This is a genomic window from Sinorhizobium sp. FG01 (assembly GCF_002531875.1).
Lineage (GTDB): Bacteria > Pseudomonadota > Alphaproteobacteria > Rhizobiales > Rhizobiaceae > Sinorhizobium > Sinorhizobium fredii_C.
Genome location: NZ_NWTB01000010.1, coordinates 264,656 through 279,902, shown reverse-complemented (window position 1 = coordinate 279,902; position 15,247 = coordinate 264,656). Strand labels below are relative to the sequence as shown.

Here is a 15,247-nt window from a genome sequence, read left to right as displayed (position 1 = left end):
ACGGCCCGCCAAGCGCGGGCCTTTTTGCGTTCGCCTCCCCGCGCAACCCCCGCTGAAGCCGGCACAAGCCCCGCCGACGCGTGGATTTCTACCTCTCGGAGCAGGCAAGGGTGCAGGCGGCGCCGTGTCGCCGTCACGAGCTGCAGGTCTTCCAAAAAACCTTCGATCTCCAGGATTTAAACGCTTTCCGCAGCAAGTGCCGAAGCCTTGCCACTTGTAGGCAAGGGCGATGCTCCGGCTCGAAATGGTCAGTCCGGCTCTGGCGCGCCGGCGATCTCCGGATCCCAGGTGAACAGTTCCTTCGCTCTTGCGACGCCGCGAAGCGCGAAGCGGCCGAGCGAAACGGCGTTGGCGCGATGGGCGGCCGGAGAGGCCTCGATGAACTCCGAAGACATGATGAGGTGCCGTTCCACCGAGCGACACATCGAAACAATGCGGCTCACCTCGTTGACGGCCGGGCCGACCACGGTGAAGTCGAGCCTGTTCCGGCTGCCGATGTTTCCGTAGAAGACCTCGCCGATATGCAGGCCGAGATACACGTCGGTGGTCGGCTTTCCTTCCCCGAGCCGTTGCTCGTTCAGCTCGGCGAGCATGACGCGCAGTTGCCGCTCGGCGGCGATCGCCGCATTGCAGGCATCGGCCGGCTGGCGGCCGTTGAAAATCGCGAGGACGCCGTCGCCGATCAGTTTCAGTACGCTGCCGCCATGCTCCTCGATTGCCGTGATCACCGTACCGGAATAGTCGTTGAGGAAGGGAATGACCTCCTCCGGCGCAATGCTCTCGGCGATGCGCGTGTAGTTGCGCAGGTCCGAGAACCACATGACCGCCTCGATGCGCTCGGCCGCCCCCCGTTCGATGCTGCCCTCGACCACGCGCCGCCCGGCGTCCTGGCCGAGATAGACGTCTGCGAGCGTGCCGATGATGCGGACGCAGGAGGCCGCCTTCACGGCGAGCGCAAGCGTCGGCACCAGCGTCCGGAGCACGTCAAGGTCCTCGTCGCTGAAGCCTGCACGTCTCTTCGTCGCCCAGTGGGAGTAAAAGCAATCCATCTGGCCTACCCGGCCGCGGTCGGTGAAGCGGTGGATGAAGCCGACACAGTCGGTGTGTCCCTCGGACTTGAGCGTGTCGAGGGTGGTGAAGGGGATGTCTCGCTCCTGCGCAAGGCGAATGCGGCGTTCTGTTTCGTCTGCCTGGAGCATGTGGAAGAAGAGAGAGCGCTGCCAGTTCGCCAGGGCCTCGCCGCTGGTCGTCGAGCCGTAGTGCAGAACGTCCGGCACTTCATCGCTTTCTCTGTTCCACTGGAAGGCGCGACCCTCGAATTCCGGGTGGAGCGTGTCGATCAGCCCGAGCGCGCGGTCGACGTGAACGCCGGCAGCATGGCAACGGTCGCAGAAGCCCGCAAGAAGGTCCTGTTCCTTGAGCCCGCGAATTGCCTCGTCCGACATCCATAGAACGATGTCGCGGATTGCCTGGTCCTTCATCCTCTATCCCGTCGTACTGTCGCGCCGGTTTCACCCGGCGATCAGCAGCACAGTGGCGCGCCTTGCCGTCGCGCGCAAGTCGGCGGGGTTTCAGTCGAGGGGGCTGCGGGAGGCGTGAACCTGCTGGGGGCCCGCGACGGGCCCCCAGCAGTATCTGAGTGTTCGGTCAGCCCGCCGGCGCCAAAATCAGATGATCAATGCCAAGCGCGACGTTCAGGCCCTCCTGGACCTGGACATTGATCGGCTGCAGCATGAAGGCCTTGTTGGTGCCGCCGGCGATAACCTTTGCGCCGCCGCCGACGGCGAAGCTCGCATCGGCACCGAGACCGGTATATTCGCCGGCCAGCGCATACTCGGTGAAAGGCGTGCCGGTCTTCGCCAGCACGTCCCAGACCATGACGGTCTTGCCGGTCGAGCCAATGTCGATGCCGATCTTGGTGATCCTGCCGGCATAGACGGCTCCTGGCGATCCATCCGCAGGCTTGAAGGTGCACATCAGGTTTTTAGTGGAGGTGACGATGAGCCCCGTGCCGCCCTCGGAGCCGCAGGTCAGGCGACCGAGCGCCATATAGTTCTGGGCGGGCGCCGTTCCTGAAAGGGCCGCAAGGGCGGCCGCCGCGATGACAATGTGTCTGATCATGGCTCAGATCTCCGTTTGGAAGCTCTGGTCAAACGGATAGAACCCCTGATGGTTCCGCAATCTGCCGGTGCTACCAGATCGGCATTCCACAAAGAAAACGCCCGCGGCATCGCCACGGGCGTCTGAAATTAGCGAGGGAGCGACCTCAGGACATTGCCTTGACGCGCTCCAGCCCGGCGCGGGCCGGCTCATATTTCGGATCGAGCTGCAGCGCGTGCGAATAGGACTTCTGCGCCTTGGCCTTCTCGCCGCGACGCTCGTAGATCAGCGCCTGGTTTGCCCAGGATTCTGCGAGCTTGCCGTTGAGGTTGATGGCTGTGTTGAAATCCGAGAAGGCGTTGTCGTCGTCGCCTTGCGCCGCATAGGAAATGCCGCGGCCGTTATAGGGCTCGGCCGAGCTCGGCGACAGCGAGATCGCCGTCGAGAAATCCTCGATCGCCTTGGCGTGATCATTGCGCGCCTGATAGATCAGGCCGCGATTGTGGTAGGCGCGGGGATCGGTGGTGTCGAGCTGGATCGCCTTGCTGAAATCGTTGAGGGCAGGGTCCAACTGGTTGGCCTGGCGATAGAGATTGCCGCGGCCGATATAGGCGACGTCGTAATTCGGATTGAGCTGGAGCGCCGCATTGTAGTCGGCAAGCGCCGCCTGCTGGTCGCCCATGTTGCGATGGACGAGCCCGCGGTTGGCATAGGCCTGGTAGAAGCTCGGGTTGAGCTTGATCGCCTGGTCGAAATCGGCAAGCGCCCGGCGGAATTCGCCGGCGCGGCCATAGGCCGAACCACGCACATTATAGGCTTCCGGGTCGCTCGGATTGGAGGCGATGACGCTCGACAGCGACGCGATGTTTTCTTCCGAGCCCTGCTTCCGCTCGACGCGGATCATCGATTCGGAGGCGTTGTCGGTCTGGCATCCGGCAAGCAGCAGAGCCGAGCCGAGTATCAGCATGGCAGCAAGCTTCGGATTGCGCTGGCGGCGGCGGTGCGCCTCTTGAAAGGTGAAACCGGAGACGTCCGCAGTCATGGCAGCAAGTGTCAAAGTCGATCCCTCAAGCGACAGGTCCCAGTGCTTTCCTTTACGGAGAGCGGCGAAGGCGCGGGGCTCCGGGGCTCAATGAGCGCCTCGGATGAACCGACCGGCCTATTTCCGGGCGGCTGACCGTCGCCAACTGATGCGGCAGTCACGCTAAACTGCCGACGGACAGGGTGTCCATATCAAAATGGCGGCGGCGATGCCTCGCCCCCGCCACGATTTACATTGGAAAGCGTCGAAAAAACGACCAATCAGCGGGCCAGGAGGCCTTCACGCTGCGCGCGCTTGCGAGCCAGCTTGCGAACGCGGCGGACAGCCTCGGCCTTTTCGCGCGCACGCTTCTGGGACGGCTTTTCGTAGAAGTCACGCATCTTCATTTCGCGGAAAATGCCTTCGCGCTGCATCTTCTTCTTGAGTGCGCGAAGCGCCTGATCGACATTGTTATCGCGGACAAGTACCTGCACGTGAATCCCGTTCCTTTGTTCGAGTTGGCAGCCTCACCATCAGGTTTGGGAGGCAATAAGTCTACGTTCGCCGAGCCGAAAGCTCTACGATTAGAGGAGCGGATACCAGATGACGGGCCGAAAGTCCAGCGGCGAGAGCATCGCTGCCGGCAAAAATGCGCCACAGCGGGACAGAAGGAGGGCTTGCGCCTCGAATGCTTGTCGCCCATGTCGCAAGTCCGACCAAGTCCGCCGGATCGCGTCGCAAAAGAAACGTTGCGCCGTCACCGGATTTGCGATTTCTAACGCCGACAGAACGTATTTTCGGGGTTCATGGAGTAGCAGGCGGATGCGCAAATATTCTGTTTTCGCCGTGGCGCGTGAGGCACTGCGCGGCCACAAGGGCTGGGGCCCCCACTGGGCCTCGCCGGAGCCACGCCCGCACTATGATGTGATCATCATCGGCGGCGGCGGGCATGGCCTTGGGGCAGCCTATTATCTCGCCAAGGAGCACGGCATCACCAATGTCGCCGTGCTTGAAAAGGGATGGATCGGCGGCGGCAATACCGGCCGCAACACGACGATCATCCGGTCCAACTATCTCTATGAAGAGAGCATGGATATCTACGAGCATTCGTTGAAGCTCTGGGAGAACCTGTCGCAGGACCTGAACTATAACGTCATGTACTCGCCGCGCGGCGTGATGATGCTGTCGCACAACATCCACGACCAGCAGTCCTTCAAGCGGCATATCAATGCCAACCGGCTCTACGGCATCGACAACGAGTGGCTGACGCCGGAACAGGCAAAGGCCTATTGTCCGCCGCTCGATATTGCCAAGACCGCCCGCTACCCGATCAACGGTGCGGCACTGCAGCGCCGCGGAGGCACGGCGCGTCACGATGCGGTCGCCTGGGGCTATGCGCGTGGAGCGTCCGACCGGGGCGTGCACATCATCCAGAATTGCGAAGTGACCGGCATCCGCCGCGACGAAACCGGCCGCGTTACCGGCGTCGACACCAATCGCGGCTTCATCGGCGCGAAGAAGATCGGCATTTCAGCCGCCGGCCACAGTTCGGTGCTGATGCAGATGGCGGATGTGCGCGTGCCGCTGCAGAGCCAGCCGCTGCAGGCGCTGGTCTCCGAGCCGCTGAAGCCGATCTTCCCCTGCGTGGTGATGTCGAACTCGGTGCATGCCTATATTTCGCAGTCCGACAAGGGCGAGTTCGTCATCGGCGCCGGTACCGACCAGTACAATTCCTATTCGCAGACCGGCGGCCTGCAGATCATCACCCATACGCTCGACGCGATCTGCGAGCTCTTCCCGATGTTCCGCCGCGTCAAGATGATGCGGCAATGGGGCGGCATCGTCGACGTGACCCAGGACCGCTCGCCGATTCAGGGGGTGACGCCGGTGCCGGGGCTTTACCTCAATGCCGGCTGGGGCACGGGCGGCTTCAAAGCGACGCCGGGTTCGGCCAATCTCTTCGCCCATCTGATCGCACGCGGGGAGCCGCACCGGCTCGCCGCCGGGCTGACGCTGGAGCGCTTCCGCACCGGGCGGCTCATCGACGAGGCGGCTGCCGCCGCCGTTGCGCACTAGAGTTGAAGGATAGAGCGACCTTTGCGCCTTCCGGGGAAGACGCGGCGCTCTAACGCGAGGAATTACCAGATGCTTCTGATTTACTGCCCCTATTGCGAGGAAGAGCGCTCGGAGCTCGAATTCCGCAACGGCGGTGATGCCCACATCGCCCGTTCGACCAACATCGCCGAGATCAGCGACGAAGAATTCGAGGCCTATTTCTTCCTGCGCGACAACCCGAAGGGCGTGATCTTCGAGAGATGGCGCCACATCCACGGCTGCGGCCGGTTTTTCAACGCCGCCCGCGATACGGTCAGCGACCGGTTCCTGACGACCTACAAGGCCGGCGAGCCGAAGCCCAATCTCGACGCGGCGCCCGAGACGAGCGCGACGGTCGAAACCTACGAGGCCCTGGAAGGAGCAGCCCAATGAGCGGGGTCAATCGCATTTCCGGTGCGGGGCGCCTGACGCCGGCCCGCACCGCACGCTTCAGCTTCGACGGCCGCACGCTGACGGCGCTAGAGGGCGATACGGTCGCCTCGGCGCTGATCGCCAACGACATCCATCTCGTCGGCCGTTCGTTCAAGTATCACCGCCCGCGCGGCATCCTTTCGGCCGGCGCTGAGGAGCCGAATGCGCTTCTCGACGTCTCGCGCGATGCGGCCCGCCGCCAGCCGAACGTGCGCGCCACCGTCCAGGAAGTGTTCGACGGCATGAAGGTCGCGTCGCAGAACCGCTGGCCGTCTCTTGCCTTCGACGTCGGCGGCTTCAACGATCTCCTGTCGCCCTTCTTCGCCGCCGGCTTCTACTACAAGACCTTCATGTGGCCGAAGGCGGCGTGGCACGCGCTCTACGAGCCCTTCATCCGCCGGGCAGCCGGCCTCGGCGTGGCGCCGACCGAGCCCGATCCGGATCATTATGCGAGCCGCTATGCCCATTGCGACGTGCTGGTGGTCGGCGCCGGCGTTGCCGGTCTCGCGGCCGCGCTCGCCGCGGCAAAGGCGGGGGCGAAGGTGATCCTCTGCGACGAGCAGCCGGATGTAGGCGGCGCGCTACGTTATGACAGCGGCACGACCATCGACGGCAAACCCGGTTACGACTGGGCCCAGGAGACCGGCAGGGCGCTTGGCGGCATGGACAACGTCACCGTGCTGGCGCGCACGACGGCCTTCGGTTACTACAACCACAATTTCGTCGGACTGGTCGAGCGGGTGACCGACCATCTCGCCTCGCCTGACAAGGCGCTGCCGCGGGAGCGGCTCTGGCAGGTGCGCGCCAAGAAGGTGATCCTCGCCAACGGCGCGATCGAGCGCCACATGGTGTTCGCCAACAATGACCGGCCGGGCATCCTGCTGGCCTCGGCCGGCCGCACCTTCCTCAACCATTTCGGCGTTGCCGTCGGCAAGAAGGTCGGCATTTACACCGCGCATGATTCCGCCTACGAGGCCGCCTTCGACCTCAAGAAGGCCGGCGTCGCGGTTCCGGTCCTCGTCGATTGCCGCGAAAAACCGGGCGAAGCGGTGCTGGAAAAGGCGAGAGAGCTCGGCATCGAGGTGCTCAAGGGGCACTCCGTCGTCAACACGACGGGGAAGCTGCGGATCGCCTCGATCACCGTCGCCCGCAATGGCGGCAGCGGGGCACGCAAGATCGCCGTCGATGCGCTGCTCGTCTCGGCCGGCTGGACACCCTCGGTGCACCTCTTCTCGCAGTCGCGCGGCAAGGTGAAGTTTGATGCGGAGACCGAGCGCTTCCTGCCGGGCACTTATGCGCAGGACTGCCTGTCGATCGGCGCATGCAACGGCACCGACGATCTCCAGGCGACGATCGACGAGGCGCTTGCCGCCGGCGAGCTGGCGGCGCGGGCCTCCGGCGCAGAAGGTGGTGCGCAGGTAACGCTCACCGGTCAGAACGCCTTCGAATGGACCGGCGGTATGATCGGGGCGGCCGAAGGGGCGGGGCCCGATACGACGGTCAAGGCCTTCATCGATTTCCAGCACGACGTCTGCGCCAAGGACATTCGCCTGGCCGTGCGCGAGGGCATGCACTCTGTCGAGCATATCAAGCGCTTCACCACGAACGGCATGGCCTCCGACCAGGGCAAGCTCTCCAACATGCACGGGCTCGCGATCGCCGCGGAAGCGCTCGGCAAGGGGATCCCCGAGGTGGGGCTGACGACCTTCCGCCAGCCCTATACGCCGGTTACCTTCGGCGCGATCGTAAACCATTCGCGCGGCAGCCTGTTCGATCCGGCCCGCAAGACGCCGATGCATGCCTGGGAGGAGGCGCAGGGCGCCGAGTTCGAGGATGTCGGCAACTGGAAGCGCGCCTGGTTCTATCCGAAAGCCGGTGAGAGCATGCATGACGCCGTCGCCCGCGAGTGCAAGACCGTCCGCGACGTTGCCGGCGTCTTCGACGCCTCGACGCTCGGCAAGATCGAGGTCGTCGGCCCCGATGCAGCCCAGTTCCTGAACCTGATGTATACCAACGCGTGGGACAACTTGAAGCCCGGCCGGTGCCGCTACGGCATCATGCTGCGCGACGATGGCTTCGTCTATGACGACGGCGTGGTGGGCCGGCTCGCCGAGGATCGCTTCCACGTGACGACGACGACCGGCGGCGCGCCGCGCGTCCTGCAGCACATGGAAGACTATCTCCAGACGGAGTTCCCGCATCTCAAGGTGTGGCTGACCTCGACGACGGAGCAATGGGCCGTCATCGCCGTGCAGGGACCGAAGGCGCGCGAGATCATCGCGCCGCTCGTCGAGGGCATCGATCTTTCGAACGAAGCCTTCCCGCATATGAGCGTCGCCGAAGGGCGGATCTGCGGTGTTCCGACCAGGCTCTTCCGCATGTCGTTCACCGGCGAGCTCGGCTTCGAGGTCAACGTCCCGGCGGATTACGGCCAGGCGGTTTGGGAGGCGATCTGGGCCCGGGCCGAGCCGATGGGCGCCTGCGCCTACGGGACGGAGACGATGCACGTTCTGCGCGCCGAGAAGGGCTACATCATCGTCGGCCAGGACACCGACGGCACCCTCACGCCGCATGACGCCGGTGTTTCCTGGGCGGTGTCGAAGAAGAAGCCGGACTTCGTCGGTATTCGCGGCCTGAAGCGGCCCGATCTCGTCAAGGATGGCCGCAAGCAGCTCGTCGGCCTGCTCACCAAGGATCCGAAGGTGGTGCTGGAGGAAGGCGCGCAGATCGTCGCCGATCCGAACGAGCCGAAACCCATGACCATGCTCGGTCATGTGACCTCGTCCTACTGGTCGTCGAATTGCGGCCGCTCGATCGCGCTGGCCGTCGTCGCCGGCGGACAGGCGCGCCTCGGCCAGACGCTCTACGTGCCGATGGCCGACCGGACGATTGCGGTCGAAGTGAGCGACACGGTGTTCTTTGACAAGGAAGGAGGTCGCCTCCATGGCTGACCAGGCAATTCGCAAAGCTCCGCTCGCCGGCCTCAGGGGCGGCTCGCACGCGGCGATCCTCACGCCGGCGGCACCCGCCTCGCGGATATCCCTGCGCGCCGGCAAGGACGCGGTGCCGGCCCTCTCGGCCGCTCTCGGGGTGACGCTCCCGACGCGGCCGAAGACCTCGGCATCGACGGCCAAGCGCCACGCGCTCTGGCTCGGTCCGGACGAGTGGCTGGTGATCGACGAGGACGGCGCCGACCTGATGGGCGCTGCCGCCCAGAGCGGTACCCTGCATTCCGCGGTCGACGTGTCGCACCGCAACACGGCGGTCATCGTCAGCGGACCAGGCGCGGAAGTGGCCATCAACAGCGGTTGCCCGCAGGACCTGTCGCTCGGCCTCTTCCCGGTCGGCGCCTGCTCGCGCACCATCTTCGGCAAGGCCGAGATCGTTCTCCTCCGCACGGCGGAGGATACGTTCCGCCTCGAGTGCTGGCGGTCGTTCGCCCCCTTCGTCTTCGGCCTGCTTTCGGAAGGCGCTGAAGACGCGGCGCATTGAAAAGAGCATCGGAAGCGGCGGAGCGATCTGCCGCTTTTTCTTTTTTCCGATGTTCGCCCCTCATCCGGCTGCCGCCACCTTCTCCCCGCAGGCGGGGCGAAGGACTGTTCCGCGCCGGCGCCAGTCCCGTCTCCCCGTCGCTACGGGCAGAGGGCTAGTCCCCGGGTTAAACCCGAGGAGAGGGGCAACTTTCGGCGTTCCTCGTCATTGGCGCATAAAGTTGGCTCGTCAGACATCCGCCGGCCGGTCCTTCGGGTCGAATTGGATGATCGTCTGCCACACCGCCGTCAGCGCCGGCTTGCGCTCGCCCTCGATTTCCACGGTCGCGTCATAGGTGATCATCAGCATGCCGGCGCCGCGGAAGCGGGCGTCGGCCATGCTGAAGCGGCCGCGCACCCGCGCGCCGCTCTTGACCGGCGCCATGAAGCGCACCTTGTCGAAGCCGTAGTTGATGCCCATCGTCTGCTCGCGGATCTTCGGCAGGCAATTGTAGTTCATCGCCGAGAGCAGCGAGAGCGACAGGAAGCCGTGCGCGATCGTGCCGCCGAAGGGCGTCTCGGCGGCCGCGCGCTCGGGATCGATGTGAATGAACTGGAAGTCGCCCGTCGCTTCGGCAAAATTGTCGATTGTCTTTTGGGAAACGGTGATCCAGTCGGACACGCCGATTTCTTTGCCGATCAGATTCTTGACGTCGGAAAGTGAAATGTCTTGCGGCATTTGTTTGTCCTGAACCAGCGGCCTCCCTATCGATCTATAGGCCGGCCGGGCAATTTCTAGCAAGTGGCGGTAAAACTTTAGAAAACCTCGACGAAGAAGCTGACCGAGCGCGCCGGAGCGAAGGCCGGCAGCCTAGCACCCGAGAGGGCATCGCGCCATTCGCCGACGAGGCTGGTGGGCGGGCTGAAGGGATGGGGCGCATGGCTGCGGTTGATGACGACGGCGAGCCGGGTCGAGCGCTGCTGCTGCCGATCCTCGGTCGCCAAAACCATGGCCAGGTTGTCGGTTGCCGGATGTTCCCAATCCTCGACCGTCATCGGGTGACCGTCGAGGCGAAGCCAGGCGACGTCGCCTTGTCCGGTGAAGAATGACGTCTCGGCGAAGATGCCGAAGCGGCGGCGCATGGCGGAGAGCGCGGCCGTGTGGTCGACGAGTTTTTGGTCGAGCTTTTCCCAGTCGAGCCAAGTGATCGCGTTGTCCTGCGCATAGGCGTTGTTGTTGCCGTGCTGGCTGCGGCTGCCTTCGTCGCCTGCCGCCAGCATGATCGTTCCGCGCGAGGCGAAGAGGCTGCCGAGGAGCGCCATGGCATCGCTCCGCCGGGCCGTCACGACCTCCGGATCGTCGGTCGGGCCTTCGGCACCGTTGTTCCAGGCGTAGTTCTCGTTGTGCCCGTCGCGATTGCTTTCGCCATTCGCCTCGTTGTGCTTGCGCGCGTAGGAGACGAGGTCGCAAAGCGTGAAGCCGTCATGGGCGGCGATGAAATTGACGGTGCGTGTTCTCGTCTCGCCCCAGCGCGAAAACGTGTCGGAGGAGCCGGCAAGCGCTGTGGCGAGCGCGCCCACAGCATGCCGGTCGCCGCGCCAATAGCGGCGGATATCGTCGCGCGCCCGATCGTTCCATTCGAGGAAGCCTTCAGGGAAATTGCCGAGCTGATAGCCGCCGGGACCGGTGTCCCAGGGCTCGGCGACGAGTACGCGGTCCGACAGCAGGGGATCGGCTGCTATTGCCGAGAAGAGTGCTGCGTCGCGATGAAAACCGCTCATATCCCGGCCGAGGATCGAGGCAAGGTCGAAGCGGAATCCGTCGACGCCGGCGGCAAGAACGAAGTGACGCAGGCTATCGAGGATCAGCCTTTGAACCATCGGGTGGTCGCAAGCGATGGTATTGCCGCAGCCGGTGTCGTTAATAAGTTCTCCCGGCTGGTCGATGACATGGCGATAATAGGTAAGATTGTCGAGCCCGCGCATCGAAAGCGTGGCGCCGTAGCGGTCGCTTTCGCCAGAATGGTTGAAGACGAGATCGAGGATGACGCCGATGCCGGCCTTGTGCAGGGCTTCGACGGTTTTGCGCAGTTCCTTGACGCCGCCTGGAACCAGGCGCGGATCGAGCGCCATCGGCGCGATCGGGTTGTAGCCCCAGCCGTTGTGAAGCCCGAGCGGCGGCAGGTGCCGCTCGTCGATCCAGGCGACGATCGGCATCAGTTCGACGGCGGAGACGCCGAGGCGGTGCAGGTGCTCGATGACGACCGGCTCGGCGAGGGCGGCCAGCGTGCCGCGCTTCTTTTCCGAAATCTCCGGATGAAGGATAGTGAACGGCTTGACCGCGACCTCGTAGATCAGCCCGCCAGGCTGGAACAATGGCGGATTCGGGTTGAGTGCCTTGACGTCGGTCACGATCGCTTTCGGCACGAGGTCGGCGGTCTCCTCGCCGAAGACGGTCAGGCGCGGATCGTGGAGAAAGGGGCGGTCGAGTTCAATAGCATAGGGATCGACCAGCAGCTTCGATGGATCGAACCACAATCCGTGATCGGGTGAGTAGACGCCCTCGGCGCGTAGGCCATAGCGACTGCCAGGCGGCACGTCGGCAAGAGTGATGCTGTGCACATCGCCATCGCGCGCCATCGGCAGACGGCGCAATTCCTTTTCGCCCTGCTTGTCGAACAGGCAGAGCTCGATACGGGCGGCATTGTGCGACCAGACGGCAAAACGTGTCCCGCCAGGCGTGTGCATCACGCCGAGGGGTGGAATTCCGGTCGTCGGCATGACGGCACGTCCTTTTTGATTCACAACTGAATTCTGTATTCCGTCCACCCCCTCTGCCCTGCCGGGCATCTCCCCCACAAGGGGGAGATTGGATGTGGCTCGGCCGGTGCCCCGTCGCCGGACTCGGGCTGCCGGTTTTCCTGCGGGAGCGATGGGCTTGCCGCGAGTCGATCTCCCCCCTTCTGGGGGAGATGCCCGGCAGGGCAGAGGGGGTTGAGGGCAGTAGAGAGAAGGGCCGCGGGTCGCGATCCTCGCCGCACTGTTCCTCAGGTGATAACGCTCGGCTCCTCACGGCCGGTGCGCGACTTGATCTCGGCGATCTCGTCGGCGACGGCGATCAGGTCGGCCAGCGCTTCCTGGGTGTCGAGGTCGTGGCGCGCCGGGTCGGGCTCGAAGCGCTCGATATAAACGCGCAGCGTCGCGCCGGAGGTGCCGGTGCCGGAAAGCCGGAAGACGACGCGCGATCCGCCCTTGAAGAGGATGCGGATCCCCTGGTTCTTGCTCTCCGACTTGTCGACCGGGTCGTTATAGGAGAAATCATCGGCGGCGACGACCGTCAGCGCGCCGAAGTTCGTGCCCGGCAGGCCGGCGAGCTTGTCGCGGAGCGCGGCGATCAGGCCGTTTGCGGCGTCGGAATCGACGCCCTCGTAGTCGTGGCGCGAGTAATAGTTGCGGCCATAGGTCGACCAGTGCTGGCGGACAATGTCGAGCGCGCTTTCCTTGCGGACCGCCAGGATGTTGAGCCACAGCAGCACCGCCCACAGCCCGTCCTTTTCGCGCACGTGGTTGGACCCGGTGCCGGCGCTTTCCTCGCCGCAGATCGTCGCCAGGCCCTCGTCGAGCAGGTTGCCGAAGAATTTCCAGCCGGTCGGCGTCTCGTAAAGGCCGATGCCGAGCTTTTCGGCGACGCGGTCGGCAGCACCGCTCGTCGGCATGGAGCGGGCGATGCCGGCAAGGCCCTTGGCGTAGCCCGGCGCCAGATGTGCATTGGCGGCCAGGATCGCAAGGCTGTCGGAAGGGGTGACGAAAATGCCCTTGCCGACGATCAGGTTGCGGTCGCCGTCGCCGTCGGAGGCGGCGCCGAAATCGGGCGCGTCGGGTGCCATCATCGTCTCGTAGAGCGCGCGGGCGTGGACGAGATTCGGGTCCGGGTGATGGCCGCCGAAGTCGGGCAGGGGGATGAAGTTCATCACTGAGCCCTTCGGTGCGCCCAGCCGTTTCTCGATGATCTCCTTGGCATAGGGTCCGGTGACGGCGCTCATCGCGTCGAAGACGACGCGGAAGCCGCCGGAAATCAACTTGCGGATCGCCGCGAAGTCGAACAGGCTCTCCATAAGCTCGGCATAGTCGGCGACCGGATCGATGACCGTCACGGTCATGTCCTCGACCTGCTGCGACCCCTCGACATCGAGATTGACGTCGCCGACGTCGGCGATCCTGTAGCTGTCGATCACCTTGGTGCGGGCGAAGATCGCATCCGTCACCTTTTCTGGTGCGGGACCGCCATTGCCGACATTGTACTTGATGCCGAAATCCTCGGTCGGGCCGCCGGGATTGTGGCTTGCCGACAGCACGATGCCGCCGAAGGCCTTGTATTTGCGGATGACATTCGAGGCGGCCGGCGTCGACAGGATGCCGCCGCGGCCGACGAGCACCCGCCCAAAGCCGTTCGCCGCCGCCATCTTGATCGCCTTCTGGATGACTTCGCGGTTGTAGTAGCGGCCGTCGCCGCCGATCACCAGCGTTTCTCCCGCGAAGCCTTCGAGCGAATCGAAAATCGACTGGATGAAGTTCTCGGCGTAGTTCTTCTGCTGGAAGACCGGAACCTTCTTCCTGAGGCCCGATGTGCCGGGCTTCTGGTCGCCATAGGGGTTGGTGGAGACGGTTTTTATCATCTGTCTTAGCCTTTCGCGAGAAGACCGGAGTAGAGCGAAGCGTAGCGTTCCGCACTCTTGGCCCAGGAAACGTCGGACTTCATGCCCTGGTGCTGCAGGCGCGCCCACACTTTCGGCTCGTTGTATGCATGCATCGCGCGCCGGATCGCAAGACGCAGGCCGTCGGCGGTGACCGGGCGGAACTGGAAGCCGGTTGCGACTCTCGCCGACAGCGCCGCCTCGTTGGCGTCGATCACCGTGTCGGTGAGGCCGCCGGTGCGGGCGACGATCGGCACGCAACCATAGCGCAGACCGTAGAGCTGCGTCAGGCCGCAGGGCTCGAAGCGCGAGGGAATGAGGATCGCGTCAGAGCCCGCCTGCATGAGGTGCGACAGCGGCTCGTCATAGCCGGTGACCATGCCGATGCGGCCGCGATGGCGCGAGGCAGCCGCCAAGAGCGCCCCCTCGAGCGCGCTGTCGCCTGAGCCGAGCACGATAAGCTTGCCGCCGAGCGTGACGATATCGTCGGCCACTTCGGCCAGGAGGTCCATGCCCTTCTGCCAAGTGAGCCGGCTGATGACGCAAAAGATCGGGCCGCGGCTATCATCCAGGCCGAAACGCTCTTCCAGAGCCTTGCGGTTGACTGCTCGCTGCTTGATCGCCGTCGGACCGTAGTTGCGGACAATGTGCGGATCCGTCTCGGGATTCCAGGTGTCGACGTCGATGCCGTTGACGATCCCGGTCAGATCGAGCGCGCGGCTTGCCAGAAGCCCTTCCATCCCCATGCCGAATTCCGGCGTCAGGATTTCGTGCGCATAAGAAGGACTGACCGTGGTGATCGCCGTCGCCGTCTGCAGGCCGCCTTTCAGAAACCCGACATCGCCGTAATATTCGACGAGTTGCACCGAGAACGCCTCGGGCGGCAGAGAGAGCTCGGCGAACACCGAAGGGCCGAACTGTCCCTGGAAGGCGATGTTGTGGATCGTCAGCACGGTCGGCATGTTCCAGGCCGAGCCGAAGCGCATATAGACCGGCGTCAGCGCCGCCTGCCAGTCGTGAACATGGACGATATCGGGCTTCCAGCCGGAAACGACGCCGTCGCCGGCGATTTCGGCGGCTGCGAGCGACAGGGCCGCGAAACGGCGGAAATTGTCCGGATAGTCGCGCCCGGTCGGATCGAGATAGGGCCCGCCGTCGCGATCGTAGAGCGCCGGTTGATCAAGGACGAGCAGGTCCAGTCCGTCGAACTCGGCCGCAAGCACGGTCGCCGGATGGCCGAATAGATTGTCGATGCCGCCGACCTTCTTTTTCTTCTTGAGCTTGTGAAGGACGGCGGGGTAGCCGGGCACGAGGGTGCGGGTGCGGATGCCATGGGGAAGAAGCGCCGCGGGAAGCGCGCCGACGACATCGGCGAGCCCCCCGGTCTTGACCAGCGGGTAGACCTCGGACGCAACGGACAGGATGTTCATACGGCG

The 15,247-nt window shown here is 64.5% G+C and carries 12 protein-coding genes; 4 read left to right on the top strand and 8 right to left on the bottom strand.

Features of this window, described 5'->3' with window-relative positions; genetic code table 11:
• Positions 1 to 248 precede the first annotated feature (248 nt).
• From CO656_RS18865 to rpsU, 4 genes are all read right to left on the bottom strand, one after another.
• Positions 249 to 1,481, bottom strand: a complete 1,233-nt coding sequence (locus CO656_RS18865; RefSeq protein ID WP_037420355.1) for an adenylate/guanylate cyclase domain-containing protein — start codon at positions 1,479 to 1,481, stop codon at positions 249 to 251.
• Between the two features lie 166 nt (positions 1,482 to 1,647).
• Complete coding sequence (locus CO656_RS18860) at positions 1,648 to 2,121, bottom strand: DUF992 domain-containing protein (protein WP_097526707.1); 474 nt, start codon at positions 2,119 to 2,121, stop codon at positions 1,648 to 1,650.
• A 145-nt stretch (positions 2,122 to 2,266) separates the two neighbouring features.
• Entirely contained in the window at positions 2,267 to 3,157 is an 891-nt protein-coding gene (locus tag CO656_RS18855) for a tetratricopeptide repeat protein (RefSeq protein WP_037420349.1), read from the bottom strand.
• Between the two features lie 245 nt (positions 3,158 to 3,402).
• Positions 3,403 to 3,615 carry a 30S ribosomal protein S21 gene (gene rpsU, locus CO656_RS18850; RefSeq protein WP_012709405.1) on the bottom strand — a complete coding sequence of 71 codons (213 nt, stop codon included), beginning with the start codon at positions 3,613 to 3,615 and terminating at the stop codon, positions 3,403 to 3,405.
• Positions 3,616 to 3,943: 328 nt separating this feature from the next.
• Here rpsU and CO656_RS18840 point away from each other — a divergent pair, with 328 nt between their 5' ends.
• The 4 genes from CO656_RS18840 (at position 3,944) to CO656_RS18825 (ending at position 9,139) form a co-directional block, all read left to right on the top strand.
• On the top strand, positions 3,944 to 5,197 hold the full coding sequence (locus CO656_RS18840) for a sarcosine oxidase subunit beta family protein (protein WP_037420346.1): 1,254 nt from the start codon (positions 3,944 to 3,946) through the stop codon (positions 5,195 to 5,197).
• Positions 5,198 to 5,266: 69 nt separating this feature from the next.
• Positions 5,267 to 5,608, top strand: coding sequence for a sarcosine oxidase subunit delta (locus CO656_RS18835; protein WP_097526706.1), 342 nt, complete (start codon positions 5,267 to 5,269; stop codon positions 5,606 to 5,608).
• Positions 5,605 to 8,598 carry a sarcosine oxidase subunit alpha gene (locus tag CO656_RS18830; RefSeq protein WP_097526705.1) on the top strand — a complete coding sequence of 998 codons (2,994 nt, stop codon included), beginning with the start codon at positions 5,605 to 5,607 and terminating at the stop codon, positions 8,596 to 8,598. The genes CO656_RS18835 and CO656_RS18830 overlap by 4 nt, the downstream gene beginning before the upstream one ends.
• Positions 8,591 to 9,139: a sarcosine oxidase subunit gamma gene (locus tag CO656_RS18825; RefSeq protein ID WP_037420338.1), complete on the top strand. Its 549-nt coding sequence runs from the start codon at positions 8,591 to 8,593 to the stop codon at positions 9,137 to 9,139. Before CO656_RS18830 ends, CO656_RS18825 begins: the two co-directional genes overlap by 8 nt.
• 228 nt (positions 9,140 to 9,367) lie before the next feature.
• Here CO656_RS18825 and CO656_RS18820 read toward each other — a convergent pair whose 3' ends face one another.
• The 4 genes from CO656_RS18820 to glgA all read right to left on the bottom strand — a co-directional run bounded on the left by CO656_RS18820 (position 9,368) and on the right by glgA (position 15,241).
• The gene (locus CO656_RS18820; protein ID WP_097526704.1) at positions 9,368 to 9,856 is read right to left on the bottom strand and encodes a MaoC family dehydratase; all 489 of its coding nucleotides are present in this window, start codon (positions 9,854 to 9,856) and stop codon (positions 9,368 to 9,370) included.
• Positions 9,857 to 9,933: 77 nt separating this feature from the next.
• Positions 9,934 to 11,898 carry a glycogen debranching protein GlgX gene (gene glgX, locus CO656_RS18815; RefSeq protein WP_097526703.1) on the bottom strand — a complete coding sequence of 655 codons (1,965 nt, stop codon included), beginning with the start codon at positions 11,896 to 11,898 and terminating at the stop codon, positions 9,934 to 9,936.
• A gap of 266 nt (positions 11,899 to 12,164) precedes the next feature.
• Positions 12,165 to 13,793: an alpha-D-glucose phosphate-specific phosphoglucomutase gene (locus tag CO656_RS18810; RefSeq protein ID WP_097526702.1), complete on the bottom strand. Its 1,629-nt coding sequence runs from the start codon at positions 13,791 to 13,793 to the stop codon at positions 12,165 to 12,167.
• A gap of 5 nt (positions 13,794 to 13,798) precedes the next feature.
• Positions 13,799 to 15,241, bottom strand: a complete 1,443-nt coding sequence (glgA, locus tag CO656_RS18805) for a glycogen synthase GlgA (RefSeq protein WP_097526701.1) — start codon at positions 15,239 to 15,241, stop codon at positions 13,799 to 13,801.
• Positions 15,242 to 15,247: the final 6 nt, after the last annotated feature.

Bases quoted from the DNA above. Each gene is read 5' to 3' on its own strand.
- CO656_RS18865 (WP_037420355.1), bottom strand. From the start codon at position 1,481: ATGAAGGACCAGGCAATCCGCGACATCGTTCTATGGATGTCGGACGAG.
- CO656_RS18860 (WP_097526707.1), bottom strand. From the start codon at position 2,121: ATGATCAGACACATTGTCATCGCGGCGGCCGCCCTTGCGGCCCTTTCA.
- CO656_RS18840 (WP_037420346.1), top strand. From the start codon at position 3,944: ATGCGCAAATATTCTGTTTTCGCCGTGGCGCGTGAGGCACTGCGCGGC.
- CO656_RS18835 (WP_097526706.1), top strand. From the start codon at position 5,267: ATGCTTCTGATTTACTGCCCCTATTGCGAGGAAGAGCGCTCGGAGCTC.
- CO656_RS18830 (WP_097526705.1), top strand. From the start codon at position 5,605: ATGAGCGGGGTCAATCGCATTTCCGGTGCGGGGCGCCTGACGCCGGCC.
- CO656_RS18825 (WP_037420338.1), top strand. From the start codon at position 8,591: ATGGCTGACCAGGCAATTCGCAAAGCTCCGCTCGCCGGCCTCAGGGGC.
- CO656_RS18820 (WP_097526704.1), bottom strand. From the start codon at position 9,856: ATGCCGCAAGACATTTCACTTTCCGACGTCAAGAATCTGATCGGCAAA.
- glgX (WP_097526703.1), bottom strand. From the start codon at position 11,898: ATGCCGACGACCGGAATTCCACCCCTCGGCGTGATGCACACGCCTGGC.
- CO656_RS18810 (WP_097526702.1), bottom strand. From the start codon at position 13,793: ATGATAAAAACCGTCTCCACCAACCCCTATGGCGACCAGAAGCCCGGC.
- glgA (WP_097526701.1), bottom strand. From the start codon at position 15,241: ATGAACATCCTGTCCGTTGCGTCCGAGGTCTACCCGCTGGTCAAGACC.